Below are 25,720 nucleotides of genomic sequence, written 5' to 3' on the forward strand. Positions count from 1 at the left end.
ACCGGAAGGTCATCCACTTGAAGTTTTCGATAAGGTTTATTTACGGGCTGTTCAGTAGGTTTAACGAACATGCTTTTACCAATCAATAAAGTAAGCAATGTTCGAATGAGTTGTTCTTGATAGTTTATAAAAGTTAATAAATAGGTTATAATTTGAGGGTACAAATTGTCACTTCCATTCTTGGTTGTTGGGTGTGTGGTAACCTCAATTATCCAAAGAATTTAGGGGGTGGCAATTTTTTTGCCTATAAAGCCCTCTATGGAGATATTTTATAACCTATTTCTTATAGAAGTTTTGACAATACGACAGAATGAAGGGGAGTGTTTAATATGAGAATATACGATAATAATGGTTACGTGATTCCGCATTGTAATCTATGTATGGAAGAACTAAAGTTAGGTGAAAAAGTTATTATGGATTCAATGTACTACCTTACTCATCTTCATTGTGAGCATTTGAATCACTTTCCAAAGTTTGATCAAGGGGAATTTTCTGAGGTTGTAGGTAGAAACTTTCGCTATTTCCCTAATTTCGTTAAACAATTTAATGAAACAGGAGTTTATAAGAGAAAGACCCCTCTCGAATGAGAAGGGTTATTTCAATCTATTTCACTCGAAGTACTTGTCCTACATAAATAGTGTAATTATCATCAAGGTTATTCCAATCTTTAATTTGCTGTACAGTGCTACCGTAAGTCCTACTTAAGGAATAAACAGTATCACCAGAAACAACAGTGTGATAAACTGCTGCACTTTTCTTCGGAAGGTTAAAACTCTTCACAATTCCATTTACATGGCCACGGGCAAGATTTTCAATGAAAGTACTTGATTTTAATTTAGCAGCATCATTAGTATTGTCAATAAAACCATTTTCCGTTAAAAGTGCTGGCATGCTTGTTTCCCGTAGTACATGGAAGTTTGCTTGCTTTTTGCCTCTATCATAGAAGTCAACCAACTTAATTACTTCAGCATGGATATTATTTTGATATGTGGTTGTTGGCGCCCATACACCTGGGTAAACATAGTCTTCATAGCCAGTTCCTCCACCTGTATTAATGTGGACTGACAGGAAGAAATCAGCCCCCCATGCATTGGCAGCATTTGTACGTTCAGATAAGGAAACAGTTTGATCTCCTTTACGGCTCATATGAATTGAAACATTATCATATTCAAGGGTTAAAATATCTTTAATGCGAGTTGCAATCTGTAATGTTAAATTCTTTTCTTGAAGTCCATTACCTACTGCGCCTGGATCTGATCCACCATGACCTGGATCGATAAATATTTTTACCATGTTCAATCACCTCTAATTATTTTTTTACTTAAACGAAATTAGCTGCATTTTCTACCTCCCTTTTCCCTTACATAACAATCATTCCTTTCAATACATAAGAAAAAGCCACCCAATGGGCAGCTTATTTCTTAATCAAGCCTTGTGCTTGCAGCACCTTTTTCTGTTGTTTTGCTTTTTTGCTGGCATATGTGTTTTTCCATACTGTCCAGGCATTTACCGCAATGAAAATAGTCAATAAAATGAAGTTAGCAATTTCACTGGCAAAGGGAGTTATGTCTACACTGAAAACAGCCTTTAATCCTAGGGCAAATAAAGAAAGCCACCCGCTTAAAAGGATGGCCCAATCTTTCCAAGTTTTCGGTTGTTCGTACATTTTTAGCTTCCTCCCATCTTAATTGCTGCATAAAAAATAGCCACAGCTCCACCGACTAATGCCACAATGAGCGCATTTGTAATCGATCGCCGTAACCATTTTGTGTCATCTTTAATTTCCCTGAGTGTGTCTTTTATATCTTTAATGTCTCTTTCATGAAAGTCTGTGATTCTTCTTAATTCATTAATTTCACTTTGTTGCTTTTCGTCGTTCTCCTTCAATTCAGCTAAATCATTTTGGATTTTCTGTTTCCAGATATCCACTGCATCGGCCTCCTGTGACACTCATCATCCCCCCTTAAAGGAAAGTAAAAAAGCCATGCCTTACGTAAGACCTACAAAATCTTCTCGAATCTCTCGTATTAATAACCTTAAATAATATCGCTGGATTTCTTCTTCAACAGGCAATTCTCCTGTCTCAAAAGGTTCATCAGTATCATTGACTGGAATGTTCATATTGAAAACTTCAATACTTTTACATTCTGGGTTTGGACATACCACAGCAAGATTTTCATACTCTTCAAATTCAGCAATGTACTGCTTATTTACTCCAGTAACATCTATGTTGTTTTCAAATCCACATGTTTTACATTGGATAGTCAAATTTTTGTCTATCAATTTTTTTATCAAATTTTTCACTCCTTATGCTTGATAGGTTCCGCGCCAATAATAGTAGCCTCCATCAACACCATTCCCATTAACATACAGCCAAAATCCGTCTGGCGTTATATTTATCGTTGTAGGCGATGCATTGCTTGATGTTGCTGAAAGTGTGATTGATGAAGGTGTATAGGTTTTTTTTACTTTAAAATTAACTCCTGTTCCAGCGACAGCAGTCGTTATTCCGGCAGAATCCATTCCCCCGACACCGCAAAAACCTTGTTCTGGCACGCTTTGCTTTGGTTGTTTAGAATTGATAAAAAGTTGTGTATCTCCTTGGAGTCTTAACGTGCTAGCATATACATCAAAAATACTTGTATATAAAGAAATAAGATTGTTGCATATTATATCTAACTTCAGGTATGTTCCGACAATCCTTGTATCAAAACCGCCACCTAGTGCAGGATCATAAAAAATAACTCCCTTTTCATTGAATCGATCCTCAAAGGCATGTTGCAGATAAACGTTTTGACCTACTTTTACATCTGTTGAAACGTCAATACTACTCCCACCGACTAGATCACCTGCAATTTGCAGCTTTCCTAATGTATCTACAAAGAAAACATCTTGCCATGCGGATAGTACATCATCCCGGCGTTGTATTTTAATTCCGTCTGTTGCACTTTCCACAACCCGAACCAAGTTGTCTGACCGGGTAATTGTCACCCCGTTTGCATCGTCAAAATTCCAACCGTTAGTATAAGCAACTCCCTTTTGAATTGCATTGTTTGCATTCTGCTCTATTGTAGCAGCAGGTGTAGAACCTACATTTTCGGTATTTTTTGCAGTATTATCCCCAGTAACATCAGCCCCAGCTTGTGCAGGCTTCAGGCTTTCTACTGTATTTCCATCTGTATAGGTTATTTCATTTGCACCCGGAACCCTCTCCCATTCCTTTTCTTTTTTTTAAAAGAACAGATTGCAGCATTTTTATATTTTCATCAGCATTTGAAACAGCAGGAAGGAATTGTCCCAGGACAACTTTGTCATTTTCAGGATTAGTAAAGGATCTTGTCATTTCAAGAACTCGAGCTTTAAGCATTAATGCAGGCTTAAAAGAAAGATCCTGAACAAGAACCGTGTCACCAATCCGAATTTTTTCATGCTCATACCCTTCAACGTTTTCAAGAAGGGCAACAAGCACTTCATAGTTCATTACCCCATTCTTGATTTCCTGAAGTTTTTCCCAAGTTCTATCTAGAAGGACCCCAGGCTGATCAGTATCATATTCAAAAGTTCCGAATAAATGTTTTAGATTTCCGTTTTTATCCCTATGCCCCCATCTTTGCAGGGATTCAGGATCACCAACCCAATCTTGACCAGCTGGCTTGTCAAAAGCATCACCGGAAGCCTTTGATCTTACTTCATTTGAAAAGTTTAATGTCACCCCGGTTTCATTCCCTTTTCCAACACCGATCAGGGCCGTAAATACAGTCGATCTATCGGCAATTCTTCTAACACCAACAAGGTCTTTTTCATAGGTGAAGGTTTTCCCGGCATCTTCACCTCGTTTTATAAGAAGATCTGCAAACCTTCCTGAAATCTTCCCATTATGCATCTCTACCCTGAAACGAAGTTCACCGCCAAAGGCATCTTTTATTTCATGAAGGAAAGCAAGAGAAGTGATATGACTATCAAAATAAAAATCTTTTGTGCCAAACCATTCCACAATTCCTACTTCCCAACGTGTGTCGAGTAAGGCATCATTCATGGCACCTTCTGCTGTTCTTCCAAAGAATGAAGAAGGCCTAATGATCGTTTTATTCAGTTCCTCCCAACCATATTCAGCATAAATATATTTCTTCAAACCTTGGTCATCACGGTATTCTTCTATCCTTGAAATTTGAAATAAAAGAAGATGATCATCTAAGCCTTTTCGGATTAGATAACCATCTTCAACAAGGTATTCAGAATCAGGGTGATCAGCAGGAACTTCAAATTCGTATGCAAGGTATCCATCATTCAAGCGTTCAGTCATAATATCATTGAAAAATGGGCAAGCATCTGGAACATCATTGTTTAAAGATGCTACCACATTTTCTGCATTGTCTAAAATAAAGATCATGGTTTAAATCCACCTTTCCACAAATTCCGCTTGAATCGTTGTATTGGCTTCATCTGTTGTCCTGCTTGTTACCTGGGTAGTTCCAGGAATAAGCCTGAAAAACTTGCTTGCCGGATCAAGGTGCTGATTAAAAAAACGCCCATTCAGAAAACAAGCTCCTTTTTCATGATCAATAATTAATTGATCACCCGCTTCAAATAAAGTTGGCACTTCTTCAGTTAGAACTTGATTGATTCTTTGAATGCGAATATCACGAACAGACATATCAGCAGCAGGTGTAGAACCGTATTTTGATATGTGTACTTGAATTGAAGCAATAGGATCATTAAAAAGATTTAAAAAGCCTCGCTTGTAAAGGTGTGTCCCATATTTGTACCGCCCCGAATAATCAGTTTGTACAATTGAAGCTTCCCATTGATTTCCTTCCCGTCTTATGTTCAATTTGCCAAAGAATTGATTCCAATCATATTTTTTTGGCCCCATTGAAGCGATTAAGGTGTGCTGGTCCTGAATGTTTCCTGCATATATATGCCCTGTGTTTAGTTCGCTTTTTGGGTAACGATCCCAAAGAACCATTTTGCCAAGGGCAACGTTAGAAGCATTAAAGAATACAAATTCAATCCGGCCTGTTTCTAAATCACTTGATCTTAATTCAATGGAAAGTTCAATCCTGAAATCTTGAATTTGTGAAGGTAAGGATCTTCTTATTGCTGGACCATGCCATTTACCTGCGTTTGCAGCATCATCACCATAATCCGAAGGCTTAAACTTAAACCCACCGCCAAAAGTATCTGATATAACAGCCATTGTTCCTGAATTTACGGCATATTCATAATCTAATTGCGCCCCTGCCGAACTCCATGGTGTTAGATCTTCAGCTTTATCATTTAGAACCATTTCCAAAGGCTTTTTAGTAATTTCAGTAACCCCAGCAGGATCACCAATAAGCACAAACCCATCAGGACTGATCATTGAAAAAAATTGCGCGTCAGAATTGAAATCAACTTTGAAGATAGGAAAGGCTGGGCTATTTGCGTTATTCACAATAGAATGAACCTGCCCCGCTGCTCCAAGGTTGCTACTAACCGTTGCCCCTTTTCCAACAGAATCAGGAATAAAAAAGGTAATAGAACCTTTTGCAAGAACTTCTTTTTCATCAAGTTCAGTATTTCCAACAGCAATTGCCATAAAGGTTTTGTAGGATTCATCAGCAAAGACTAATGAAGCAAGACCATCAGTATTCAAGATTTCTGCAAGATCACGAACCTTAAAGCGAATATCTTCAAGGCTGTTTCCTGTAATGGTAATAGTCGCAGTATAAGTTCTGACACCATTCTTCACATTCAAAAAATATGCCCCCATACGGGCAGGAACATCAATCATATTCACTACCCTTGGGGGAAGAATATCGCGCTTAGCACTGATTACCCGCAAGCCAGGAACTGCATTTTTTAAATTAACCCCATTGAATGTGATCAAGTTAAAATCACCCCTTTTGCCCTGGCGTTAATCCTCTTTCTTCGCTCTAGCTCTCTGTCAATCATATCAACCATTTCAAGTAGCTCCTGCCTTGTTCTTCCTGTACCCCCTTTATATTCAAGGATTACATTGTATTTGCTGTTATCTGTGTAATAGGAATTTGAACCTGAAACTGATCTTCCTGAAAGTGTCGACCCTTTTACTCCTTCAATAGCAATGTTTCCGATCTGTTCAGCAGCTTTTTCAAGATTTCTTGACCTTGCAAGCATACCTTCTTCAAGGCCTTCTGTTGTAAACCCACCAAGTTCCATCATCACCCTTGAAGGGGAATGAATATCTAAAGCACCTTTTATCTTTTTGGTAATGCTGTTTGCAATTTCACTTGCTGTACTCATTAAGCTGCTGAATTTTCCCCAAAGCCCATCAATGAGCCCTTGAATTATGTTTGATCCAATGCTGTATAAGTCGATTCCTTCTAAGAAACCTTGCACCTCTCCCCAAATTCCAATGACTTTTTCTTTTGCAGATTGGAGTTTTTCTCTTACTGCATCCCGCAAAGCCTGGAATTTGCTTGAAACAGTTGAACGGATTATTTCAGTTGTTTCAGAAATCTTGGTTTTTATACTATCAAAAGTATTTGATATAAATGTTTTTACAGAAGTAAAAATTTCTACTGATTTCACTTTCAGGTATTGGATACCATTGGTGTAGGTAGTTTTTATAAACTCAACAGCAAGCTTAAAAAGCCTTTCTGTTAAATCAAAGAAATTCGAAAGGAAATTCTTAACTTCAGTAAACTTTTCAATTGTCCATACCCTTATTTGATCCCAATTTTGATAGATTACAATAGCCAAAGTTGTTACAACAGCAATAATAATCCCAACCGGGCCGGTAAGGGCAAGCATGGCTGTTCTGATTACGGTGAACATGGGCCTTAATTTCATAAGGACATTAATCACATTGCTAATAGGGCCAATCATCATGCCCAAAATCGTCAAGAAAGGGCCGATTGCAGCAACAATAAGACCTATCCCCACTGTAATGGCCTGCATAACAGGATCCATGCCCGCAAAGGCATCAGAAACGAATTGAATCGCTTGTGATACATAAGGAAGAACAACCATAGCAAAGTCCAGCAGTACCTTGCCTAATGGTTCCAGGGCAAGCAAGGCTTCCCTTGTGAACTGTTTCCACTTGGTTCCAAAGGATTCTTCGGTAACCCGGTTCATTTCATCCATAGAACCTTTGACACCTTTAACCCCACCATCAATATTGCCAAGGGCATACATAGCATCAGCTTCAAGGTCTTCCCATTTCGTGCCGTATAGACCAACCCCTATTTCGTTTGCCTTTACCTGGTCATCCATCCCCTCCAATTCAGCAATGACTGCGTTATGAACATCTTTTACTGTTCCCTTCCCAGCCAAAAAGTCTTTCCATACCTTTTGAGTGCTTTCGGACATTTGCCCCATTGCATCACTTGTGGATTTTGAACCATCTTTAACCCTAATTTGAAATTCCTTCATTGCATCATTAATATTATCAAGGTTATAAACTCCGGCTTTGCTACCTTGTTCTAAGAGTTGGAAGTATTCAGAAGCCGAAAAGCCCATTTCCCCAAAGAGTGGCGCATATTCGCTTAGATTATCAAACATTTCATTAGAGAAGTTCAGGCCATTCTGTGCGCCATGTGCCATGAGATCGAAAGCTTCTTCTGAATCAATCCCAAAACCTTTCATCAAGTTGGAACCGGCCCTTGTAACCTCATTTACATCAGCATCAAAAGTCTGGGCTAGGTTCATTGCTGATTTCGTAACATTTGCAAGATCTTCTTCATCTAACCCCTTAATATTTTGTTTGGTCTGAATTAATGCGTTTGAAACATCATCCAGACTTTCACCAAATCCATCTGAATAGATCCCTTTGGCTGTTTGGGTTAGTGCTTCAGCTTCATCTTTAGTTAGACCTAAACTGTTCCTAATCTTTGTTTGGGCATCACTGACAGAAGATGCAGCAGCAATCCCGGCAGCTCCCATTGCAGTAAGGGGAACTGTTATCGCTTTTGTCATAGAGTCCCCGGCAGATTGTATTGATTCACCAAGCTTTTGGACCCTGTTTTCTATCTGCCGTAACCCTGAATCAACATTACTGCTATCTAAAGCAGTTTCTATAACTATGCGCCCATCAGCAGCCATTTACCTTCACCTACCCTTTTTGTAGGACTTCTTTAAAGCCTTAGAAATGGACATTAAAACTGCATCAGCTTCTTCAAGTGAGGGTTTTTTGTTTTTAAGCCTATAAATCCGCTTTAGTTCAATTAGTCGCTTTCGTTCTTCTTGGTTGTATTTAGTCGGTGCTGGGATCTTTTGTGCCCTGATTGATACAACCTCTTTAAACTTGGTATCATCAGACAAGCCTTCTAATAGGGCTAAAAACTTTTCCCAATGAAGTTTGCCTTGCATTTCAAAGAGATCCATCTTGTAATCTTGCAGGAATGAAGCATAAATAAAGGCAGCGTCTTGATCAAAGTCAAAGTGACTTCTCCCATCGCTGCCCTTTTTAGGGAACAAGATTTCATCAAAAATAAAGCCAATGAGTTGATTAATTTCATTGAATGAGAAGTTCAACCCATTGGCATTTTTAACAAGCATTTCAAACAATATCAGCAGTTTTTCAGCACCTGAAAAAACATCATCTTGGAGTAATTCCCTTACTCTTAGGACATTATCAAATGCTAAATTCAGCTTTATTGTTTGGCCCTTGTATTCTATTTCATCAGTAAACCGTTCAGTAAGCTTCATAGGCTTTTATTTTCCTGTGTAATAGGTTTTTTCTCTTTTCTTGAAGGTTTCTAGTTTACCGTTCACAACATCCATCAGTTGAAGCAAAATATCAGCCATAATCATCAATGATTTCCCGGTATCTCTATAAACCTTTTGAAAAGAACCTTTACCCAGAAGTAGATCAGCAACCTTTTCCATTAATTCAAGGTTCTTTCTTTCTGCTGACGTCTGTTCATCTTCAGTCATATCCGCAAAATCTTTTTCGGAAAGATTTAGGGATTCTTTCCTGAACTCTTTGAAAGCTTTGGTATATTCCTGAAGCTTATGATCGTTCAGATCCATAACATAAACCTTTCCCGCAATATCCACTTCTTCATAAGCCTTTTGAACATTAATTTTAATTGCCATTTTAGATCCCTTTCTTTCATTATTTTTTTATTAATTATGGTGTAGCTGGGGTATAAGTCGGCTTTCCATTGAAATGGATTTCAAAACTAAACGTGCTTTTCTCATTGGCAGCCCCTGAAGCACCGACAATATTAGCAACAGTGCATGGTCCTTCATAAGAATCACCTTCTGGATCTGTCCAACGGAATAGGGTTTTACGCCCTTCTCCAAGTTCTGTTTGAAGTCCGGCAATGAAATCTTGTGCTTCATCCCCATATTTCCTATGGCCCTCAAATACAATAACAAGCTGTGCTGCAGTAACATCAGATGAGCCGAATCCATCACCATCTAAATAAGGCGTTTGGTCAATTTCTTCATTCCATTGTGGATCAAAGGTATTGATTCCTGCTGCCACACGCGCTCAAACTTGTGACATTTCGTCACTTGTCTGGGTTGTTTCAATTTCAAAAGTATGAGCTGAATTCAAAGTGAATCCTGCCATCAAAATGCCCTCCTTTAATTCTTGGTTATAGTGGCGTTAAATAGCGCTGAATAGATATAACTGCCCCGGCTGTCTTTTTCGACTAGCAAGGGCATTGTGTATATCTCTGACTTAATGAATTGATAGGAACCATCAGCAGGAGTAATTGCTTTTGGCCCTAATCCATCAAGAAAAACGGTTAATTCGTTTATGGTATCAATGGCTTGCCCCTGGTTCTGGTGCTTCACCAATATTTGAAAGGCAATCACCCATTCCCTTGAACTGTCCATATAGCGCCCAATTGGTGAAGAAGGCGTTCGCCTGATTGTGATTGCATTCAGATCTTCCGGGAGAACATCAACGGTCAAGGAATCGAACAAGGTTAATTTTGATTCTATATGATTTGCCAAATCGTCAATGAAATCTGAAGGCATAGGGGAAATTCACCCCTTTCTTACAAGTGCCGATCAATGTCCTGCTGTGTCATTCGAATCCAATCACGAAGGAACCGGGCCTTTGCATCTTCAAACCAAAGGCCTTGTGCATTTGGGTTTGTGTCTTTGGAAAAGTTATATTGTGGGTTATAGTAAAGTCTTCTGGCATATGGCGTATCCCAAATAATCTTTCCTTTTCCGATCTGTGAATGCCTAACCCCGGATTTTTCAAGTTCCCCGGTTTCTTTAGGAATGAAAAAGTTCGATCCCTTCAAAACTTCCTGATCCAACTGTTTCTGCCCGGCATTTACTGCTTCATCAACTCGCTGTTGGATATTACCCAATTCCAGATTCACGCTGAAACTGATCATATTAACTCAACCTCATAATGATGAAAGGTTTCGGCATAAATAGGATTGATACGCTGAACTTGCATTGTTACGCCCTGGAAAGTCACCTTTGATTTTTCCTTGAATTCGAATATGCCTGAAGAACTTGAATTCTTTTGGTCAAAGAACATTAGGGCTTTAACACTTTTGTTTTCTGTATCTCCTGCACGGCTAAAGCTTTTTTGAAAGTTGATCCTGATGTTTTTCAGGATTACGGCAGGTAAATAGGTTTCACCATACCGCCCATTTTCTTCAAACTGTTCATAAGTTGCTTCATGAATTAATAGATTCCGAGGAATCGGCCTGATTCTTAGCATCTAACCCCAACCCCCATGTACAGCAATCCCGTTGGCCTTAAATAGCTGCGGGCCATTTCAGAAACTATTTTTACACCGGATCCTTCTGTATAACTAAAGCCGCCTATACTAACTGAAGAAGGGGAACCGCCATGAACTGACAATTCCCCACCTTCCGAATACATATATTCAATTTGGGCTGCAACAGCTTTTTTAACATTGGTTTGAATTAGTTCTGGCTCAAGTAAAAGATCTACCCCGGCTAAGCGATAATTTGTTAGCACATCAACGACATCTGAAGCCCTTTTTTCTAACTTTGTGAAGGTTTCAGCATCCATTGGAGTACCTTTGTAAACATCATTATAAAAAGCCTGATCAATATAAGGCATGACTACGCATCCTTTTTACCTTCAGGCTTTTTAGCTTCCGTTTTCCCTGAGTTCTTCTTTTTAGGTTCATTAGATTCCTCAACCGTATAACCTTTATTCTTAAACCACTCCAGCAACCATTTATTATCGGTTTCAGCTTCTCCATTAACAAATTGAAGGGAAGCGCTATTCCCGTTGTAATTAGGATTAGGGCTTTTAATTTTAGCCATAAAAAAAGCTCCTTCCTTTATTGAACTTTAATATTACGGAGAACACCTGCTTTTCGGGTAGCTTTAAGGGCAACAGCAGCCACCATTTCTACCTCACCTGTTTTAACCGCTCCTGGAGAGTTGAAATCAGGCAAGAAAGTACGAATCACTTTATTACCGGTAGGCGAAACACCATGGAATCCATCCATGCCAAGGGAAACAGCATAAAGATCTGTTAATTCTGTTTGCTGAGTACCAACCGTACGGTTAACGATTGGAACAACTGGAATGGTTGAAGTACCATCATAAAAATATTCAAGATCAACTAGTGGGATTCCATCATACCCTGTTACGGTACGTCCAAAGCCATCCTCAGACTTTGTTGCATAACCAGCCCGGCGGGCAACTGATTTGATTTTTGTGATTAATTTGCTATTCCCCATCAGCATGGTTGGCCGGCCATCTAGTTCAGCTAAGAAATTATCGATTTCATCCAATAAAGCAAACTTCTTGCTGTCTAAGCCTGCTTCATCTGAAAGATCTATTACAGAATCAGTGTTTAATTCCGTATTAGAACCAGTAAGTGCCTTGTCTAACCCATCAAATGCTTTAGAATCGACAGCTGAATCACCATTAATTACAGTGTAATGAAACAGGTTGGTCGCTCCTTTAATTTTTTGCTGCTGATTTGACCACTAGTATCTTGAATTACACGGTCAATTTTAAACGCTCCCCCAAAGATTTTTAGATTCACATATTGGTTCTCGCGGTCTGCTTCATTTGCTGTGTATTCGCTGTTAATCTCACGGAACCCAGCAGTTGAAGGAGTTTTTAAACGAGTGTAACCGTAAGTTAAAGTTGATCCACCTGTACCAGGTGAAACAGCATTATCGAATGTTAACTGATCTAAAAGGAAAGAAGCACGACGAAATTCATCGATAACCTGCTGGTCAATATGGTCTGCCATTCCAACCTTTGCTTGCTCTAGAGTAATTGGCATGAACAATCATCTCCTAATCTTAATTATTGGTTGTTGAAAACCTTTGATTTAGTGCATCTAAAAGAGTGCTAGGCTCACCACCTGGAGTCGTTTGGTGTTGCCCTTGTGAAAATGTTGGCTTACTTGGCTGCTGCTCTGTTTCAAATAAATAAGCATCGCTTTTTTGCAATGCTTTCAACTGATCTTCCAAGCCTAGGAGCTTATCTCCATCCAACTTGATAGATTCCTTGTTTAATAGAGCCTCAACCGCCTTAGGATTTTTAGCCTTGGCATTTGTTAAAGCAGACTTTAATGCAAAATCAAAAGCCTGCTGATCAAGCTTTTGCTGATATTCAGCTGCAGTTTTCTTATTTTCTTCTGTTAATTCATTAATCTTGGCTGTTAATTCCTCATGACCTTTGGCCTTTTCGCCAAGTTCAGCTAATTGAGCATCGCGATCTTTCAATTGCTTTTTCAGGTCCTTGGTGTTTTCGTTCAATTCATTAAACTTTTCTTTGGGAATCCAATTGCCATCAGAAACAAGTGCAATCTTTTTATCTCCCGTTTTTTCTATGACTTGCTTATAAAGTTCTTCTCCAAGCAATTCTTTTAAATCCATCTATTTTAATCTCCTTTTTAATGTTTTTTAGCGTGTAACACCTCACGCAAAAAGGTTCCGTTTCTTTATGGCGTCTAACCTTTAAAAAGACGCAACATATTAATAAACCTTTTCACGCTCATATCGTCTTGTTCGGCCTGTATCATCGATAAAGGCTCTCATGTTAGCTTGTCGCTGCCGTACTTTCTTTTTAGCAGCATCTATGGCTTCAGATTCACCCAGGGCTTCTGCAACAGCTAATTGTCTTTTAGCTTTCCTGATTTCCCTTTCTAAGTGCCTCTGTTTCTGGCTTTCTTCGTAAATTCTTCTGTTTTCTGCTGCTGGATAAGGCCTATATACACGCTTTGAAAAACCTTCAATAAAGGGATAAAAAACATGCCGGCAATTGATTCCCCTTAGTCCATCGGGTTCGCCATAACTAGTAGAAGAGAGAGGAGGATATTTATTACTGCTCCCTGACCTTGAAAAGATTTTCCCCTGGTACTTTGCGCATTTCGGCCTTGCTCCCATATGGGAACTGACTTCAACCAAATCTGCGCCATATTCATCCATTCGAGCAAATTGCATTTCATTGGCAACACTGATTGACATTGACCTTGTAACCATTGATACATAGGCTTCGGTCGACATCTTGACCCCATCTTTTCGAATAAGAGCAGGAACCCCGTGTTCTGCCCACCTTGCAGCTGTCTCTGCCAGTGCTTGTCTTGGTGTCTTTGTGCCTGTGAGGACCTTTCCTGTTGTTTCATTCAAGATATTTAAATATATTTGCTGAGACTGATCTAACATGGTTGTATTGATCAGGTTGAAATTTTCCCTTGCTTGCCTTTGAAAAGACACTAATACCGCTTCAAGAACAGGGCTTTCTTTAGGTAAAGAAGGTTGCAGCAAGATTCCTTGAGCAACAGCTTCGATCAATTCCATTTCTGAATCAGTTACAGCTTCATAGCCAGCTTCTTCAAGCATATTTGTTACTGTTTCAATCGAAAGTTCCGCATATTTAGCTATGGTTATAATATTTTGCTGTGTTAATTTTCCTAGTTGTCCAAGATTTTCTGTTTGCCACCTTTCCACATCTTCTTCCAGCAGGCTTTTTCCTTGTTTTAGGAGCTTAGCAATGTTTAAAAGAATTTCTTCCTCGATGGATAGAAAGACTTCAACAACAGAAGTGGTTAATTGCTGCTGCCTTAGTGGTTCCATTAGGTCTCACCCTGGTCTTGTCTATTATTGTTAATGCCAAAGAAATCAATTGCTTCAGCCGTTGCTGTTGCATTTTCTTCTGCAATTTCCTTCAGCAACTGCTCAGCTTCTTCTTCTGAAAAGCCATGAATCTTCATAATCGCCTTTTTCTTAGAAGTCAGCTGATTAGTAACCAACTGAACCTGCTTTGCAATCTCTGCGTTTTGGTCTTCTGCTATCGAATCATCAAAAGCAACCGTGACTTCATATTCGCCTTCTGGCCGACTAAATAACTGATATAGCTCAGCGACCTGAAGGATACATTCCACTAGTTCCTGAATACCCGCTTCAATGAGGTTTTCATGGCTTTGCTTCGTACGGAAGGTCTTAGAGTTTTCCGAAACAACCTCTGTTGCTGTCTTGACTCCCTGGCCATCAAAAGTGAAAGCACCGGAAGAGAAGCCTATTTGCATTGCCAAGACATTGAGCAAAGAATTGATCGCTGAAATATGTTCCTCGACCCTAAGTGTTGCTGAAATGTCTGCTATTTTATTGGCATCCATATCACCTAACGCCAAAGCCTGGTAAACTTCATCTTCAGCATCAAAATAACGGTGCATCTGACCAGTTATTGGATCAATTACTGTTTGAATAGCTGTATCAGGTACTAAAATCCGCTTTTTCCCAAGCCTAAATTCCCGTTGGTAAGAGTCAAAAGCAATATCCAGGGAATGCAGCGTATCAAGCGCATTGGCGAAAATGGAAATTCCTAAAGGGCTTGCTGTATCCAAGTTATTGGCTATGTTTGGCTTAAAGTAGACAAACCCCGGTCGCTTGTAATTGGATATCCTAATTTCCTCTTCAAGATTGGGGAAAAATTGCTTCAGTGAAACCTTTACTCCTAATTCTTCGCCTGTATTATTTTCATAAATTTCATTCCGGATTAAATAGGTCTCTCCATCCCACAAATGCCATTCAAGGTGAGTGTATTTCTTTCCTTTCTTGGAGAATTCATTTAGGAAAACAGCCTCTCTAATAGTGTTATGGTCCCAGCTAATTGGTATAAAGCAATCTGCTGTCACATAAGAAAGCTTTAACCTTCCATCTTCAACATAAGGCTTAATCACCTTACCACCCATAGCAAACATGAATTCTAAGTAATCTTGGAACTTCTTAACGAAATTATTATTCTTAAAAACATCATGGATGTTCTCAGCTAGTGTCTTATCAGAAATATTAATTTCACAGCGCTCATTAAAGATTAATGTTGCTAGCTCCTGAGAGACCACCTTTGGCATGTTCAAGGAAGCCATTCGACGTTTTTTCGGTCCCGCAATTGTTGTATATCGGATATCATGCCATTCGCTAAAATACCCTTTATAGAGAGCTTTCCAATTCCCAATATCTTTGTAGAAATCTTCATTGATCTGGATATACTTGTGATCAGCCAACTTCTTAATACCTTTAATCAATCCCATTCTGTACATCACCTGCCTTATGCGGGCCAGCATGTTTTTAAACATCAGTTGTCACCGCCTTAATATTTCAATCCAAGCTTCCTCAAATTGTCCTGAACATAGTACTGGAAGGCATCACAAGTATGGTCATCAATTTTAATGACTTTAGGATCATCACTTTGCAATGTATCAGCATCCCATTGATATTTTTTATGCTCAGTAAGGAAAACCTCATTGGCTGCTTTTTTAAGCACGAAAAAACGCCCCTGAGCCAATAGGTCCTGGACGTTGTCAATCATATCTATTTTCTTTTTCTTTACTACCGGATGAAGCCGGATGCCATAATCCTTAAAGAACTGGTTCCGCAATGCTCCTTCAGCAGAATCAATTGTCTGCATATCCAAATGCCTTTTATAAGTTTGTTGGATTTTATCCATCCACTCTTTTAAATCCTTTGAAAGCTCGCTGGGAGCCTTTTTTAAGACTTTATTTTCCGGGCTATAGTAAAAGGTATCAAGTAAAATAACATTCCGTTTTTTCGTAAAACCAAATGCCAAGAAAGTGGTAGCAGACACCTGGTGCCCAGTATCGATCGCAATGTCGATAAGAATTAAATCATCATCTTTTGGCAGCTTATCGATTTCTTTAAAATGAGCCATGTTGTAAACCATATCTCCAAGGCCTATAACCTCACCCGCATACATCCACCGCCAGTAATCCTCATCATTTTCCTTGTACTTCTCAATCTTCCGGATCATCTGCTCAGATAGGAAACCTTTTTTATCATCCAGATAAGTTATTTGCTCGTAAATGGAAGTAGATAGATATTTTCCAACTTTCCTTAAACAAACGACATTGCCCAGGTCATCTTCCAAAAAATCGACCACAAGCTTAAGACTAATCACTGAGGATTTCATTGAGGAACGGCCGCCTTTAGCGACAATATGAGACTGGTCAGCAAGCCAGAGGGGATAGAAATTCACGTTCATTAGGTCCATGACATTAATTGTTTTGACTGTCATTTTCTAACGCCTTCCTCATTGCCTCTTTGTCATTAACGATAACGATCTTACTGGCATCTCCGCCTTCTTGTTTTATTTCAGCTTTAGTTTTCTCGATACTAACCCGCATAAGTTCAAGTTTTAGCCTGCGCTCATCCTGAATGTGTGCCATCTCATCAAATTGCTTAATCAACGAACGCAGCTCACCCATGGCCCTGGACTGAGCATTTAAAAAGTTAGCATGCTTATCCCAAGCGAATCGATATTCCCATTCTCTTTCCTCTGCTAAATCAGAGTCTTTTTTCTTTTTTAAAACCTTAGTGATATCGTCTTTGTTTTCAACAAACATAATTCTCTGCGCACGAATTATGGCAGCATATTGAATCTGTATTTGATCCCAAATTAAATCAGCTGGGGAATGCTCATGAATATGGTTCAAAATTTCTAATGATTCCTTTGGAATGAACTTAGAGAATAAACCATGGGTAACTGCATTGGAGTTTCCTTTCGGCGCAGCTCCTCCTCTATTACCTTTTGCATTAATATTGCCTTTAGGAGCACCACGCTTTTTTGTGTGCACACTTTTTTCTTTGGGTGCACCCCTATCACGATTCCAGCCATATCTCTTTTTCCATGATTTTACGGTATTTAATGACACCTGATATTTTTCAGTAATGTCCTTGTACTTCATCCCTTTAACGTAATCTTTTTCAGCTTGGACATACTTTTCAGCCATGCTACATCACCTGCCACCTCCAGGTATTTATGTTTGTTTTGGAGGAAAAGAAAAAAAGCACCCCTAAGGATGCTTTTCGAAATATCTTAAAGAATCATAATCCCCTTTGTTAAACATATACATTATTTGAACCAAACTAAACTTAAGGAAAGGGGAATATTATGACAACATTTCTAGTTATCCTGCTTTTATTGATAATTTCAAAAGGGTTAAAGATAACCTTAAAAATTGAACAAAAATAATTAATTCTTTTTAAGAACAGGGAGTGCAGTCTCTGTTCTTTTTTTTGCTCATCGTTTTAGCATTCGTTGTACCTTTCGTTAATCTTTGCGTTGAACTTTTCGTTCTCTAATACAATGTATTCGTTTCGAATACGTTTAATGCAAAATAATTTAATACAGAAATCTGTTCTTAATATGAGCTAACTTGATATTAACCATCCTCTTTCTCAATAAAAAGGATTCCTCTTGAATGAGATTGTTTCAAATAATAATCATGATATTTTTCAATGTTTTCACTGGAGTAATTTCTACTTAACCACAAAATAAGAAATAATGTTAAGACAATTGCAAAATAGAATATTTCCCATAAGTGGAGGTTTTTAAATATCAGTAGATAAATGCACCTTAATAAGATTACGAAACCAGATATACCTAAACTTACAACCACTCCGCCAAGTTCATGTTTTCTTGATAATAAGTATCTATATCTTTCTCTTTTATCTTTATGACTCTCATCCTTATCAAAATATTCATCAACCTTTATTTCTTCATCAAAGTAAGTACTCCATGTACCTTTCCAACATTTTGGTAAGACCCAAAATAAGGAGTGGTGAATTTGGTTCAACAAATACCCTAATGGCACACCTAATACCGTTAATACAGCTCCTATAGCTAAGAGATCAGATGCAGTTGAAACATGACTTGATAAAAAGTCAAAGTATATAACTATAAAGTACGGTAACAAAACCATTACCATAATCCAACCTGGAATACCCCAGCGTATTAAATACTTAGTATCAAAGTTCATAAACACTCTCCTTTCATCTAAATTTCGACTTAAGGAGATGTTTTCCTGCAGCCATTTTACTACAAGTCAAACTAACCAACAAGAATAGAGGAAGCAGTTCGTAACCGCCTCCCCGTCCTGCCTTCAAGTTTAGCAAGCAGATTTATGCATTCGCAATTTCGTATCATTTGTAACGTCTGTCCCATTTGGAACATAATTACCCATTTTCTTAACAATTGAATCTTTAATACGTCCGATATGGGTATGAGACAACCCCATATGCTTAGCAATCCATCTATAACTTTTGCCCTCAAGCAACCAATGAAGAACCTCAATTTCCCGATCATCCCTAATAAGATGCATCCGATCCTGAATAATAGAAATCTTTGCCTCGTACTTATGAATAACTGAATATCTTCTCTCTCTGCGAACACACTCTCTATAAACAGGATCGCTTGTGGTGCCTTGGGCCTTTGGCATCCCCGCTACATCTCCATATTGAGCTGTGAGTCCTTCTCCAGCATCTTTCATTGAGTCCCTGAGTACATTTATAGAGTTCATCATCCAATGGTAATCCTTAAGAATGGATTCAATTTGTTTGCTGGCAGCTTCTTTCATTAAAAACACTCCTTTGGATAAAATAAAAATGGACACCAAACAACGCTTAATACGCCATTCAGTGCCCCTGGTTGTTCCAGTAGACTTATTTTGTTTTTTTATGAATTTTTTATTGAGCAATTAAAAATAATAAATCTAATAAATACAAAGGAGATGAACAGCTATGACATACCACAAAATGATTCGAAGTGTCCTTGGTGTTGATGTACGCCCCCGTTCCAGCAATGAACTAGATAATACTTTCACACACGATCCCTTTGCAAACCCAATAATACATAAACAAATAAACGGTACTGAAATTGTGCCAATTAATCTTAGAAAGTTATGGGGTAAATAAATTGTACCTATAACTTGATCGAATAATTCAATTCATAATGAGAAGGCTTCCCTGATTGCCAGGAAATCACTTGTTTACCATACCCTTTTGGCGGGGTATCGGCTAATACTAGATGGCCGTCTTTTACGATATACACTGCATTTTTCATTAAATCGATTTCAGCTGTCATTTTTTCTATATTGGTTTTCACCAGGAACCCCTCCCATGTGTTAAAATTATATTAGGTCGGCCGGGAGAAATCCTGGCTTTTTCTTATTACTAATTTTTGTCGTTTTTTGACAAGTTTTGTCGAAATCATTTAATGTTTTTCCTTTATCTGTAATAATGGTTCCTGGACTTTTATTATTTAAAGGAGCAAAATAATGTGTCGTTTCTGCCGAGAGCTTAGAAAAAAGATTAAATTTTATAGAAAAGTGCTTTTGGAAACCGGATTAAGAAAAGGGTTAGATGACCCTGAAACTATAAGAAACAGTCAATCTCTTGATAAATTAATTTTCAAGTATCAATCAAAATGCAGATAACATTTTAAATTTCAAATAAGAGTCGAGATACAAATTCTCTGTTTCATTTTTTATAAAAACACTAATTAATATTTAAAATCCAAATGGCCATTCACAAACATATGCTAATATCCTAATAGAATTTTAAAATGGACTAATATGAATTCCTTCATTCTCTCGCCAATCTGCGTAGAGTATACGTTTAACATTATCATAGCCATTGGTAGTTAATTGATTATCTAACCACTGTTGATCAAATCCGAGTTCATGTAAATTATCCCTTAATACTTCCCCATCTATAATTAACGCTGTTGGGAGGTATACTGAACTTTCTAGAAGACTGAGATCTTGCTTGTCTGGTTTTTGATACTTCGATTGTAATAATATACTTATTTGCCCATTAGCTTCCAATATACCGTATTTGACTTCGCGAACAGAAAAAACCTGATTTTGTCGAAGTATACTTAATACTTGATTTACATCCAATTTGTTCTTTTTAAGTAACTTTCTATCCATTACACCATCCCGAATAATGATGTTAGGATCGCCCAATAAGAGAGAACGTGTCGATTTATTTTTTAGAGTCAAGAACTCTATCCCCAACATGAGAAGCGTCCACAATCCGATGGCATATAAAAAGTGAAAAATCCCTACCTTATTTTCATAAATGGTATTTCCTAAAAAATCTCCAAGTACTAACACAAAAACTAAGTGAAACGGGGTTAACTGATAGATGGATGTTCTGCCTGTTATGATAATGATAAAAAATAAAGTTGCAAAACCAACGATGACTTTGATCGTCAGTAAACCAATATTAACTTCTTCCAAAGTTTTTTCCTCCAATTTAAATTTTACTTAGTTGTAAGATCTTGAGGTTTAGATAAAGAGGCTAGTTTTAGTATTAAAGCTCGAGTTACAATTCCAACAATGATGTAATATATGAATGAATATCTGTATCTCCACTCTAAATAATTAACAAGTTTGACCCACTCGCAAAAGGGTTCACCTATATAGGCATATGTTAGTGCCATAATGATCTGGGCTAAAATATTGATATAACAACATGTAAGCTACAGGTACCATTGAAAAATCAAAAGGAAAGGCCCGAGGAATAAAAGGTAGGAATGCAATGGGGTAATCCCAAAAACTATATTGTGCACCAACTACATCTAATAAGGTTGTTGTCAAGATAATTATGGTACCAAATAACAAAATTTCTAAAATAATGTCTCGTTTAACAAGTTTAGCCCATATAACCCAAGGCACAACTAAAAAAACGACTAGTATCCACCATTCCCAAGTTAAAAACTCATTTTTTAGCCAACCATTTAATTCTAAATGATACAGCTTATCTTCTAATAAACGTATTTCATTAAGATTTTCAAATATATTATCTATTGATATCACCCCTATATTTAAATTAAAAGGTAACAGATATTTTTGAATTCAAACTCTTTGAGCTGCCTTTTTAGTATTACCGTTTTTTAGTAATGAATTCCATCGTAAATAAGAAAAAAACCCATGTTGAAAGTTCTTCTAACACGGGTTTTCGACTTTTTTCAAATGATAAAAACAATGAAATTTTTTAAATCTAGATTTAAGATAGAACAATAAAAACAGAATACATCAACTTATAATAATGGAGAAAGCAGGCGGGCACTCTGTTCAACAATGCGCTCGGTCAGGGGGCGTTCCAGCAAGTCTTCAATATTTAATGGAATAGAGTCCATTAGATCACGTTCGAACTGATCTGTGAGTTCCCTCGCCACATCAGTACTGTACAAGACTTGACATACCTCATAATTCAGGCGAAAACTTCTCATATCATAGTTTGCTGAGCCTACGGCAGCAATCTCCTCATCTATAGTCAACACCTTGGTATGAATCATTCCTTTGTCGTACTGGTAGATTTGTACACCAGCTTCTATAAGTTCCCCATAATAAGTACGGCTTGCAAATTCCACGATTTTTTGATTATTGTGGCGAGGAACCAGCAATCTTACGCTCACACCTCGAGCTACTGCTGTCTTTAATGCCATGATAATATCTGTTTCCGGTACAAAATAGGGTGTTGTTATATCAATAGTCTTAGTCGCCTGTGTTATACATATAAAGTAAGTTTGACGAATAAATGGGGTAGGAATTCCAGGGTTTCCTTCCAACGTATGGATATACGCTTTTTGCAAGGTCCTTGTTTTTGGCGATATGTCTATCTCATTATAATCTAGGGTGCTCAACTCCGATCCCAATTCGGCTGACCATCCGACATGATCTTCTCTTCCGATTGGATTGATTACATCAGACTTTGTTTTCGGGTTAGTTTTTGATTTTATTTTTTCCGGCACTGCCATATTCCAATGAACATCAAAGACAGTCTGTAAATCGACCAATGCATCTCCTATGATTTGCAAGTGGGTATCCCGCCAGAAGCCAACGTCAGGCTTCAATCCTGTATATTCATATCCTACGTTCATGCATCCAGTAAAAGCTACTTTTTCGTCAATTGTGACAATTCTACAATGATCCCGATAATTCCAATAAGAAAAGATCCAAGGAAATCGTAAAGGAAATATTGTCCTGCATTCTATCCCTGCTTCGACCATCTGTCGGATTTTTTCACGCGGAAATTTATAACTCCCCAAACCATCTCTCATAAAACGAACCCGCACTCCGTTTACTGCTTTTTCGATTAGTAGTTCCGTGATGCTACTACCAATTTGGTCATTCCTAAATATGAAATATTCCAGATCAATCGTTTTTTGGGCTTTTTGGAGGGATTCAATGAGTTGTTCATATTTTGCTATTCCATTGTCAAATACTTGGACTTGGCCCGTTCGTAGCCCATTCACAGTGAAGTGCCGTAAAGCATCGGCGATTACCGATGCTGAATCACCAAATGTATCAGGTAATTTATTAGATTCACTTTTAGAAGAGGTCAATCTTTTCCGATGAATAAACTTAGGATTTGATATACTAAGATAAAGCAAGAAACCAATGATAGGAAAAAGAAGGACGATTATTATCCAATTCAAAGCCTTGGCAGGCCTACGCACTTCCCAAATTGCTATGATCAAGATAAAGAACGCATTTATCAGGTATAGAAACAAAATCCATTCCAACTAAAAATCCTCCCTTGTTTTTCTCTTAATATTTACAAAAAATGTAGGGAGTATACTTTTAGAAATCGAAAGAATACCTAGTTTACTCTTTTGCTTCCCTGTCTTATAAAGACTTATTTTGTAAAGTTTTGGCGAAGTTATTGTAATACTATTGAACTGATACATAATAGAAAGTATCCTAATAATTCTGAAAGGAGATTAGCATTGGATCAACTTTCACTCCCCTTATTAAAGGAGCTTACAAAATTGGCTGATGATTATTTTAGATGCAATGATGAGAAAATTATGGATCTAATCCGATCAGATATTGTGCTTTTATCCGAAGCTATTATGCTAAGTGATTTATGATAAGTTATTTATCCCTGTGCTCCATTCCACGATGACTCTTCCAGCCACTTATTTATCTTGGCAACAAACAAATCTAATCCTTCCCATTCATTAAGATGAAAGGCTGTACCTTGAAAACCCGGCCCCTGATAATGACAAACGCCCTGGTACTTCTCATGCTTCCGGATAAGTAGCCGTTCCTTCCCTCTAAAAAATTCCATCTCCTCGCCCTGTTCTAGATCAGTGATCTGATCCTCAAGGGCAAAAGAGAATAAGTCTAACTGCTTCAAATTCCTCACCTCTCGGGTACTAATTCATAGGAAATTTGCTCGGTTCAATATTCCAAAGGGTGTGTTACCATGGCATTTAGGTAAATTTCCCTTTATTGTCTTCTGATATATTTTAATTTCTAAAGACCTTACCTTTCTAATTTGCCTAATTTAGCTAGACGAAGGTGATAACATGCTTTATCCAACAATAAAATGCAAAGAATCAAAGTTATTACATATTGTTAAAAATCAAAGTGTCTGTTTATGTGATTTTAAATATAATGTTTTTTCAACATTTACAAGAACAGACCTTAAGAAAATTCAATTTAAACCGGCTGATCAAATAACCTGCCCTGAATGTAAATCAATCCTCAATAGTTTTTTATAGTCCTTTTGTCGTATTTTGTTGTTTTTTGTAAAAGTTTCATGCTAATATACCTACAATGGCAAATTTTACGAAAGTAAAAGACGCAAAGCCACGGGCCTAAGGCATTCGCTATGGCAGCCGGGTTACCGAGATTTATCTCGAAAATCCCTTATAAATTTGCCAAATCCAAAAAAGGGAGTTTGAAATGAGTAATACAGTACTTATTGCTGATGATTCAATGTTTATGAGGCAAATACTTAAAAGGACCTTGGCTGAAGGTAACTATCAAGTAATTGCCGAAGCAACGGACGGTTGTGAAGCTATTTCACTTTTTAAAGAGGCTTCACCTGATATAGTCCTTCTTGATTTAACAATGACATGTAAAAATGGAATGACTGTTTTAAAAGAGATTAACAACCTTGATCCAAATGCAAAAGTTGTTATATGCTCCGCAATGGGACAATCTAAATTAATCGTGGAAGCTTTAAATTATGGTGCCAGGGATTTTATTGTAAAACCATACTTCAATGAATTAATCCCAGCATTAAATAAGCTAGTCAGCTAAACAACCTCTTTATAGAGGTCTTTTTTTTAGTTGCTGCTTTCAAAATCATACTGTGTTGTGTTTTTCAGAATAACATTTCACGCATGGCCCCTCAACGTAGAAATAATTTGGCTTTCCACAAATCTTGCAAGTCTTTGAGTAAGTATTCCAGCGTCTGTTGCAGTCCCTGCATTCCACGAATAAGATGTTATTGCGATTTCCTATTACCATTCCGTTGGCCAAACATTTAGGGCATCTTGTAACCGGCTTAACATTTGTAATGGTCATGTTTATTCTCCTTTCAGAACCAGGTGTTTTCGACAGCCTCTGCGCCAATTTCACGGAAAGACGGAAGTCAAGTTCATATTTAAGTTCCTCGTAATCGCATTCATGGATTCTCTTTCCCGATTGAGCATTAGAAATATTCAATTCTGATAATCTCTTGATGAGGATATTCCTTTTCTGCTGCATAACGGATTCATAAAGGATCCCCATAGTATCAACTCCCCGACCTTAAAAGTTTTAGTTTTTCTTGCAAATCTGCCTTCTTCTTGGCAAGTTCCTGCTCATTCTATAAAAGTTTAGGCTTTTCATGCTGTTGGTCATCGTCAAACCAATCTGGCAGCATTTCCGTACGTATTGGCTTGGCCAGGTATTCCAAGCCAACTATTTTTCTTATCATTTCTGTGTACCAACTTTTATGTTAATACAAATGACATTTCCTCCCACAAGAGGAGAGACTATTAAACTAGTTGCACAAATGTTCAAGGTAACTTATGAGTTTGCTGAAAAGAGATTAGCAATGTTTGGGAGTAGAATCAATTCAATGTTATTTTTCGAAAAATTACATACGTACATATAGAGGTGTGGGTATTTATGGCTAGTTTCAGAAAAAAGGGGTAATTCATGGCAATACAGAATTAAATATATAGACCCTGCTACTGGAAAACCGAAAGAAAAAAGTAAAAGTGGATTTAGAACGAAAAAAGAGGCACAGATTGAAGCTGCTGAAGTGGAGAAAAAGTTTTATCTCCGGCAACATTCTGTTATTGCGAATAGCGAAACTATACTAAAGGATTGGCTTACAGAATGGTTAGAAATTTATGGAGCCCAATGCGCAGAAAGAACATTATTTAATCGATCTTGGTATATCAATAATCATATTATCCCAAGCCTTGGAAATTATAAAATGAATCAGTTAACACGGATAGAATATCAAAAATTTATTAATACCTTAGTTGAAAAAGGATACGCTAAAAAAACCATTCAGACGATTCATTCTATTTTTTGTACNGCAATCAATAAAGCTGTTGAACTAGAAATGGTTACACATAATAAGTATCAAGGGATATCGATCAAAGTTGAGGATGAAGAAAAAATCAATTATTTATCAAGAGATGAAGTAGAAATCTTCATGGATACAGCTAAAAAATCTCCATATCAT

At 37.6% G+C, this 25,720-nt stretch carries 35 protein-coding genes, 2 pseudogenes and 1 riboswitch; of the genes and pseudogenes, 6 read left to right on the forward strand and 31 right to left on the reverse strand.

Annotated elements, in window-relative coordinates:
• From L634_RS34985 to L634_RS0121375, 25 genes and pseudogenes are all read right to left on the reverse strand, one after another.
• Positions 1 to 164, reverse strand: a pseudogene (locus tag L634_RS34985) (DDE-type integrase/transposase/recombinase); the annotation flags it as partial.
• A gap of 439 nt (positions 165 to 603) precedes the next feature.
• The gene (locus tag L634_RS0121255; RefSeq protein WP_026584191.1) at positions 604 to 1,293 is read right to left on the reverse strand and encodes an N-acetylmuramoyl-L-alanine amidase; all 690 of its coding nucleotides are present in this window, start codon (positions 1,291 to 1,293) and stop codon (positions 604 to 606) included.
• Between the two features lie 121 nt (positions 1,294 to 1,414).
• Entirely contained in the window at positions 1,415 to 1,666 is a 252-nt protein-coding gene (locus L634_RS0121260) for a phage holin (RefSeq protein WP_026584192.1), read from the reverse strand.
• A gap of 2 nt (positions 1,667 to 1,668) precedes the next feature.
• Entirely contained in the window at positions 1,669 to 1,950 is a 282-nt protein-coding gene (locus tag L634_RS0121265; protein ID WP_026584193.1) for a hemolysin XhlA family protein, read from the reverse strand.
• Between the two features lie 39 nt (positions 1,951 to 1,989).
• Positions 1,990 to 2,295, reverse strand: coding sequence for a hypothetical protein (locus L634_RS0121270; RefSeq protein ID WP_026584194.1), 306 nt, complete (start codon positions 2,293 to 2,295; stop codon positions 1,990 to 1,992).
• 12 nt (positions 2,296 to 2,307) lie between these two features.
• Positions 2,308 to 2,955 carry a hypothetical protein gene (locus tag L634_RS0121275; RefSeq protein ID WP_026584195.1) on the reverse strand — a complete coding sequence of 216 codons (648 nt, stop codon included), beginning with the start codon at positions 2,953 to 2,955 and terminating at the stop codon, positions 2,308 to 2,310.
• Positions 2,956 to 3,190: 235 nt separating this feature from the next.
• Positions 3,191 to 4,390, reverse strand: coding sequence for a phage tail spike protein (locus tag L634_RS0121280; protein WP_026584196.1), 1,200 nt, complete (start codon positions 4,388 to 4,390; stop codon positions 3,191 to 3,193).
• A gap of 3 nt (positions 4,391 to 4,393) precedes the next feature.
• The gene (locus L634_RS0121285) at positions 4,394 to 5,869 is read right to left on the reverse strand and encodes a distal tail protein Dit (RefSeq protein ID WP_026584197.1); all 1,476 of its coding nucleotides are present in this window, start codon (positions 5,867 to 5,869) and stop codon (positions 4,394 to 4,396) included.
• Positions 5,866 to 8,064 (reverse strand): phage tail tape measure protein, encoded by a 2,199-nt coding sequence (locus L634_RS32295; protein ID WP_051428385.1) that lies wholly within the window; start codon positions 8,062 to 8,064, stop codon positions 5,866 to 5,868. Before L634_RS32295 ends, L634_RS0121285 begins: the two co-directional genes overlap by 4 nt.
• Before the next feature lie 6 nt (positions 8,065 to 8,070).
• On the reverse strand, positions 8,071 to 8,670 hold the full coding sequence (locus L634_RS0121295; RefSeq protein ID WP_026584198.1) for a Gp15 family bacteriophage protein: 600 nt from the start codon (positions 8,668 to 8,670) through the stop codon (positions 8,071 to 8,073).
• 6 nt (positions 8,671 to 8,676) lie between these two features.
• A complete protein-coding gene (locus L634_RS0121300) occupies positions 8,677 to 9,060 on the reverse strand; it encodes a hypothetical protein (protein WP_026584199.1) in 384 nt (127 codons plus the stop codon).
• 34 nt (positions 9,061 to 9,094) lie between these two features.
• Positions 9,095 to 9,454: a phage tail tube protein gene (locus L634_RS31485; protein ID WP_232233811.1), complete on the reverse strand. Its 360-nt coding sequence runs from the start codon at positions 9,452 to 9,454 to the stop codon at positions 9,095 to 9,097.
• A 101-nt stretch (positions 9,455 to 9,555) separates the two neighbouring features.
• Positions 9,556 to 9,954 carry a phage tail terminator protein gene (locus tag L634_RS0121310; protein WP_026584200.1) on the reverse strand — a complete coding sequence of 133 codons (399 nt, stop codon included), beginning with the start codon at positions 9,952 to 9,954 and terminating at the stop codon, positions 9,556 to 9,558.
• Between the two features lie 20 nt (positions 9,955 to 9,974).
• A complete protein-coding gene (locus tag L634_RS0121315) occupies positions 9,975 to 10,325 on the reverse strand; it encodes a minor capsid protein (protein WP_026584201.1) in 351 nt (116 codons plus the stop codon).
• Entirely contained in the window at positions 10,322 to 10,660 is a 339-nt protein-coding gene (locus tag L634_RS0121320; protein WP_026584202.1) for a putative minor capsid protein, read from the reverse strand. The genes L634_RS0121315 and L634_RS0121320 overlap by 4 nt, the downstream gene beginning before the upstream one ends.
• A complete protein-coding gene (locus L634_RS0121325) occupies positions 10,654 to 11,028 on the reverse strand; it encodes a hypothetical protein (RefSeq protein ID WP_026584203.1) in 375 nt (124 codons plus the stop codon). Before L634_RS0121325 ends, L634_RS0121320 begins: the two co-directional genes overlap by 7 nt.
• Positions 11,029 to 11,030: 2 nt before the next feature.
• A complete protein-coding gene (locus L634_RS31490) occupies positions 11,031 to 11,237 on the reverse strand; it encodes a hypothetical protein (protein WP_034263010.1) in 207 nt (68 codons plus the stop codon).
• 17 nt (positions 11,238 to 11,254) lie between these two features.
• Positions 11,255 to 12,216 (reverse strand): annotated as a pseudogene (locus L634_RS34990) (major capsid protein).
• A gap of 19 nt (positions 12,217 to 12,235) precedes the next feature.
• Positions 12,236 to 12,814, reverse strand: a complete 579-nt coding sequence (locus L634_RS0121340) for a phage scaffolding protein (protein WP_026584204.1) — start codon at positions 12,812 to 12,814, stop codon at positions 12,236 to 12,238.
• 99 nt (positions 12,815 to 12,913) lie between these two features.
• Entirely contained in the window at positions 12,914 to 14,014 is a 1,101-nt protein-coding gene (locus tag L634_RS0121345; RefSeq protein WP_026584205.1) for a phage minor capsid protein, read from the reverse strand.
• Positions 14,014 to 15,516, reverse strand: a complete 1,503-nt coding sequence (locus L634_RS0121350; RefSeq protein WP_026584206.1) for a phage portal protein — start codon at positions 15,514 to 15,516, stop codon at positions 14,014 to 14,016. The genes L634_RS0121345 and L634_RS0121350 overlap by 1 nt, the downstream gene beginning before the upstream one ends.
• 14 nt (positions 15,517 to 15,530) lie before the next feature.
• Positions 15,531 to 16,472, reverse strand: a complete 942-nt coding sequence (locus L634_RS0121355) for a PBSX family phage terminase large subunit (RefSeq protein ID WP_026584207.1) — start codon at positions 16,470 to 16,472, stop codon at positions 15,531 to 15,533.
• The gene (gene terS, locus L634_RS0121360; RefSeq protein ID WP_026584208.1) at positions 16,453 to 17,187 is read right to left on the reverse strand and encodes a phage terminase small subunit; all 735 of its coding nucleotides are present in this window, start codon (positions 17,185 to 17,187) and stop codon (positions 16,453 to 16,455) included. Before terS ends, L634_RS0121355 begins: the two co-directional genes overlap by 20 nt.
• Positions 17,188 to 17,619: 432 nt before the next feature.
• Entirely contained in the window at positions 17,620 to 18,216 is a 597-nt protein-coding gene (locus L634_RS0121370; RefSeq protein ID WP_026584209.1) for a hypothetical protein, read from the reverse strand.
• A 129-nt stretch (positions 18,217 to 18,345) separates the two neighbouring features.
• The gene (locus L634_RS0121375) at positions 18,346 to 18,813 is read right to left on the reverse strand and encodes a LuxR C-terminal-related transcriptional regulator (protein WP_026584210.1); all 468 of its coding nucleotides are present in this window, start codon (positions 18,811 to 18,813) and stop codon (positions 18,346 to 18,348) included.
• A 163-nt stretch (positions 18,814 to 18,976) separates the two neighbouring features.
• Here L634_RS0121375 and L634_RS33970 point away from each other — a divergent pair, with 163 nt between their 5' ends.
• Positions 18,977 to 19,150 carry a hypothetical protein gene (locus tag L634_RS33970; protein WP_019381532.1) on the forward strand — a complete coding sequence of 58 codons (174 nt, stop codon included), beginning with the start codon at positions 18,977 to 18,979 and terminating at the stop codon, positions 19,148 to 19,150.
• Positions 19,151 to 19,157: 7 nt separating this feature from the next.
• Here the strand turns inward: L634_RS33970 and L634_RS0121385 are convergent, their stop codons facing one another.
• Complete coding sequence (locus L634_RS0121385) at positions 19,158 to 19,340, reverse strand: DUF3954 domain-containing protein (RefSeq protein WP_019381531.1); 183 nt, start codon at positions 19,338 to 19,340, stop codon at positions 19,158 to 19,160.
• 172 nt (positions 19,341 to 19,512) lie between these two features.
• Between L634_RS0121385 and L634_RS32910 the strand changes: the two genes are divergently transcribed.
• Entirely contained in the window at positions 19,513 to 19,671 is a 159-nt protein-coding gene (locus tag L634_RS32910; RefSeq protein WP_019381530.1) for an aspartyl-phosphate phosphatase Spo0E family protein, read from the forward strand.
• 123 nt (positions 19,672 to 19,794) lie between these two features.
• Here the strand turns inward: L634_RS32910 and L634_RS0121390 are convergent, their stop codons facing one another.
• The 3 genes from L634_RS0121390 to L634_RS0121400 form a co-directional block, all read right to left on the reverse strand.
• Positions 19,795 to 20,478, reverse strand: coding sequence for a DUF421 domain-containing protein (locus L634_RS0121390; RefSeq protein WP_019381529.1), 684 nt, complete (start codon positions 20,476 to 20,478; stop codon positions 19,795 to 19,797).
• Positions 20,479 to 20,652: 174 nt separating this feature from the next.
• Positions 20,653 to 21,057, reverse strand: a complete 405-nt coding sequence (locus L634_RS34805) for a CBO0543 family protein (protein ID WP_332249059.1) — start codon at positions 21,055 to 21,057, stop codon at positions 20,653 to 20,655.
• 224 nt (positions 21,058 to 21,281) lie between these two features.
• Positions 21,282 to 22,769: a phospholipase D-like domain-containing protein gene (locus L634_RS0121400; RefSeq protein WP_026584211.1), complete on the reverse strand. Its 1,488-nt coding sequence runs from the start codon at positions 22,767 to 22,769 to the stop codon at positions 21,282 to 21,284.
• A 204-nt stretch (positions 22,770 to 22,973) separates the two neighbouring features.
• Here L634_RS0121400 and L634_RS33975 point away from each other — a divergent pair, with 204 nt between their 5' ends.
• Positions 22,974 to 23,117 carry a hypothetical protein gene (locus tag L634_RS33975; protein WP_198029807.1) on the forward strand — a complete coding sequence of 48 codons (144 nt, stop codon included), beginning with the start codon at positions 22,974 to 22,976 and terminating at the stop codon, positions 23,115 to 23,117.
• A gap of 8 nt (positions 23,118 to 23,125) precedes the next feature.
• On the opposite strand, the gene L634_RS0121415 is transcribed toward L634_RS33975, so the two are convergent.
• A complete protein-coding gene (locus L634_RS0121415) occupies positions 23,126 to 23,386 on the reverse strand; it encodes a hypothetical protein (RefSeq protein ID WP_026584212.1) in 261 nt (86 codons plus the stop codon).
• Positions 23,387 to 23,800: 414 nt separating this feature from the next.
• Positions 23,801 to 23,883: riboswitch (cyclic di-GMP riboswitch) on the forward strand.
• 54 nt (positions 23,884 to 23,937) lie between these two features.
• Between L634_RS0121415 and L634_RS0121420 the strand changes: the two genes are divergently transcribed.
• Positions 23,938 to 24,297, forward strand: a complete 360-nt coding sequence (locus L634_RS0121420; protein WP_026584213.1) for a response regulator — start codon at positions 23,938 to 23,940, stop codon at positions 24,295 to 24,297.
• Positions 24,298 to 24,342: 45 nt separating this feature from the next.
• Here the strand turns inward: L634_RS0121420 and L634_RS34430 are convergent, their stop codons facing one another.
• Positions 24,343 to 24,771, reverse strand: coding sequence for a hypothetical protein (locus tag L634_RS34430; protein WP_232233814.1), 429 nt, complete (start codon positions 24,769 to 24,771; stop codon positions 24,343 to 24,345).
• Positions 24,772 to 24,988: 217 nt separating this feature from the next.
• Here L634_RS34430 and L634_RS34995 point away from each other — a divergent pair, with 217 nt between their 5' ends.
• On the forward strand, positions 24,989 to 25,138 hold the full coding sequence (locus tag L634_RS34995; protein WP_232233816.1) for a hypothetical protein: 150 nt from the start codon (positions 24,989 to 24,991) through the stop codon (positions 25,136 to 25,138).
• Between the two features lie 66 nt (positions 25,139 to 25,204).
• On the forward strand, positions 25,205 to 25,720 hold a 516-nt coding region (locus L634_RS31510), incomplete at its 3' end, for an Arm DNA-binding domain-containing protein (RefSeq protein WP_232233786.1).

The sequence above is a fragment of the Bacillus sp. J33 genome, assembly GCF_000518885.1.
GTDB lineage: Bacteria > Bacillota > Bacilli > Bacillales > Cytobacillaceae > Cytobacillus.

What these genes read in the sequence shown, in the direction of transcription:
- terS (WP_026584208.1), bottom strand. Translation starts at nt 17,187, where the DNA reads ATGGCTGAAAAGTATGTCCAAGCTGAAAAAGATTACGTTAAAGGGATG.
- L634_RS31490 (WP_034263010.1), bottom strand. Translation starts at nt 11,237, where the DNA reads ATGGCTAAAATTAAAAGCCCTAATCCTAATTACAACGGGAATAGCGCT.
- L634_RS0121340 (WP_026584204.1), bottom strand. Translation starts at nt 12,814, where the DNA reads ATGGATTTAAAAGAATTGCTTGGAGAAGAACTTTATAAGCAAGTCATA.
- L634_RS0121260 (WP_026584192.1), bottom strand. Translation starts at nt 1,666, where the DNA reads ATGTACGAACAACCGAAAACTTGGAAAGATTGGGCCATCCTTTTAAGC.
- L634_RS0121325 (WP_026584203.1), bottom strand. Translation starts at nt 11,028, where the DNA reads ATGCCTTATATTGATCAGGCTTTTTATAATGATGTTTACAAAGGTACT.
- L634_RS0121355 (WP_026584207.1), bottom strand. Translation starts at nt 16,472, where the DNA reads ATGACAGTCAAAACAATTAATGTCATGGACCTAATGAACGTGAATTTC.
- L634_RS0121315 (WP_026584201.1), bottom strand. Translation starts at nt 10,325, where the DNA reads ATGATCAGTTTCAGCGTGAATCTGGAATTGGGTAATATCCAACAGCGA.
- L634_RS0121370 (WP_026584209.1), bottom strand. Translation starts at nt 18,216, where the DNA reads ATGAACTTTGATACTAAGTATTTAATACGCTGGGGTATTCCAGGTTGG.
- L634_RS34995 (WP_232233816.1), top strand. Translation starts at nt 24,989, where the DNA reads ATGACATTTCCTCCCACAAGAGGAGAGACTATTAAACTAGTTGCACAA.
- L634_RS32910 (WP_019381530.1), top strand. Translation starts at nt 19,513, where the DNA reads ATGTGTCGTTTCTGCCGAGAGCTTAGAAAAAAGATTAAATTTTATAGA.
- L634_RS33970 (WP_019381532.1), top strand. Translation starts at nt 18,977, where the DNA reads ATGACATACCACAAAATGATTCGAAGTGTCCTTGGTGTTGATGTACGC.
- L634_RS0121295 (WP_026584198.1), bottom strand. Translation starts at nt 8,670, where the DNA reads ATGAAGCTTACTGAACGGTTTACTGATGAAATAGAATACAAGGGCCAA.
- L634_RS0121255 (WP_026584191.1), bottom strand. Translation starts at nt 1,293, where the DNA reads ATGGTAAAAATATTTATCGATCCAGGTCATGGTGGATCAGATCCAGGC.
- L634_RS32295 (WP_051428385.1), bottom strand. Translation starts at nt 8,064, where the DNA reads ATGGCTGCTGATGGGCGCATAGTTATAGAAACTGCTTTAGATAGCAGT.
- L634_RS0121420 (WP_026584213.1), top strand. Translation starts at nt 23,938, where the DNA reads ATGAGTAATACAGTACTTATTGCTGATGATTCAATGTTTATGAGGCAA.
- L634_RS34430 (WP_232233814.1), bottom strand. Translation starts at nt 24,771, where the DNA reads ATGGGGATCCTTTATGAATCCGTTATGCAGCAGAAAAGGAATATCCTC.
- L634_RS0121345 (WP_026584205.1), bottom strand. Translation starts at nt 14,014, where the DNA reads ATGGAACCACTAAGGCAGCAGCAATTAACCACTTCTGTTGTTGAAGTC.
- L634_RS0121350 (WP_026584206.1), bottom strand. Translation starts at nt 15,516, where the DNA reads ATGTTTAAAAACATGCTGGCCCGCATAAGGCAGGTGATGTACAGAATG.
- L634_RS0121300 (WP_026584199.1), bottom strand. Translation starts at nt 9,060, where the DNA reads ATGGCAATTAAAATTAATGTTCAAAAGGCTTATGAAGAAGTGGATATT.
- L634_RS0121375 (WP_026584210.1), bottom strand. Translation starts at nt 18,813, where the DNA reads ATGAAAGAAGCTGCCAGCAAACAAATTGAATCCATTCTTAAGGATTAC.
- L634_RS0121320 (WP_026584202.1), bottom strand. Translation starts at nt 10,660, where the DNA reads ATGCTAAGAATCAGGCCGATTCCTCGGAATCTATTAATTCATGAAGCA.
- L634_RS0121280 (WP_026584196.1), bottom strand. Translation starts at nt 4,390, where the DNA reads ATGATCTTTATTTTAGACAATGCAGAAAATGTGGTAGCATCTTTAAAC.
- L634_RS0121310 (WP_026584200.1), bottom strand. Translation starts at nt 9,954, where the DNA reads ATGCCTTCAGATTTCATTGACGATTTGGCAAATCATATAGAATCAAAA.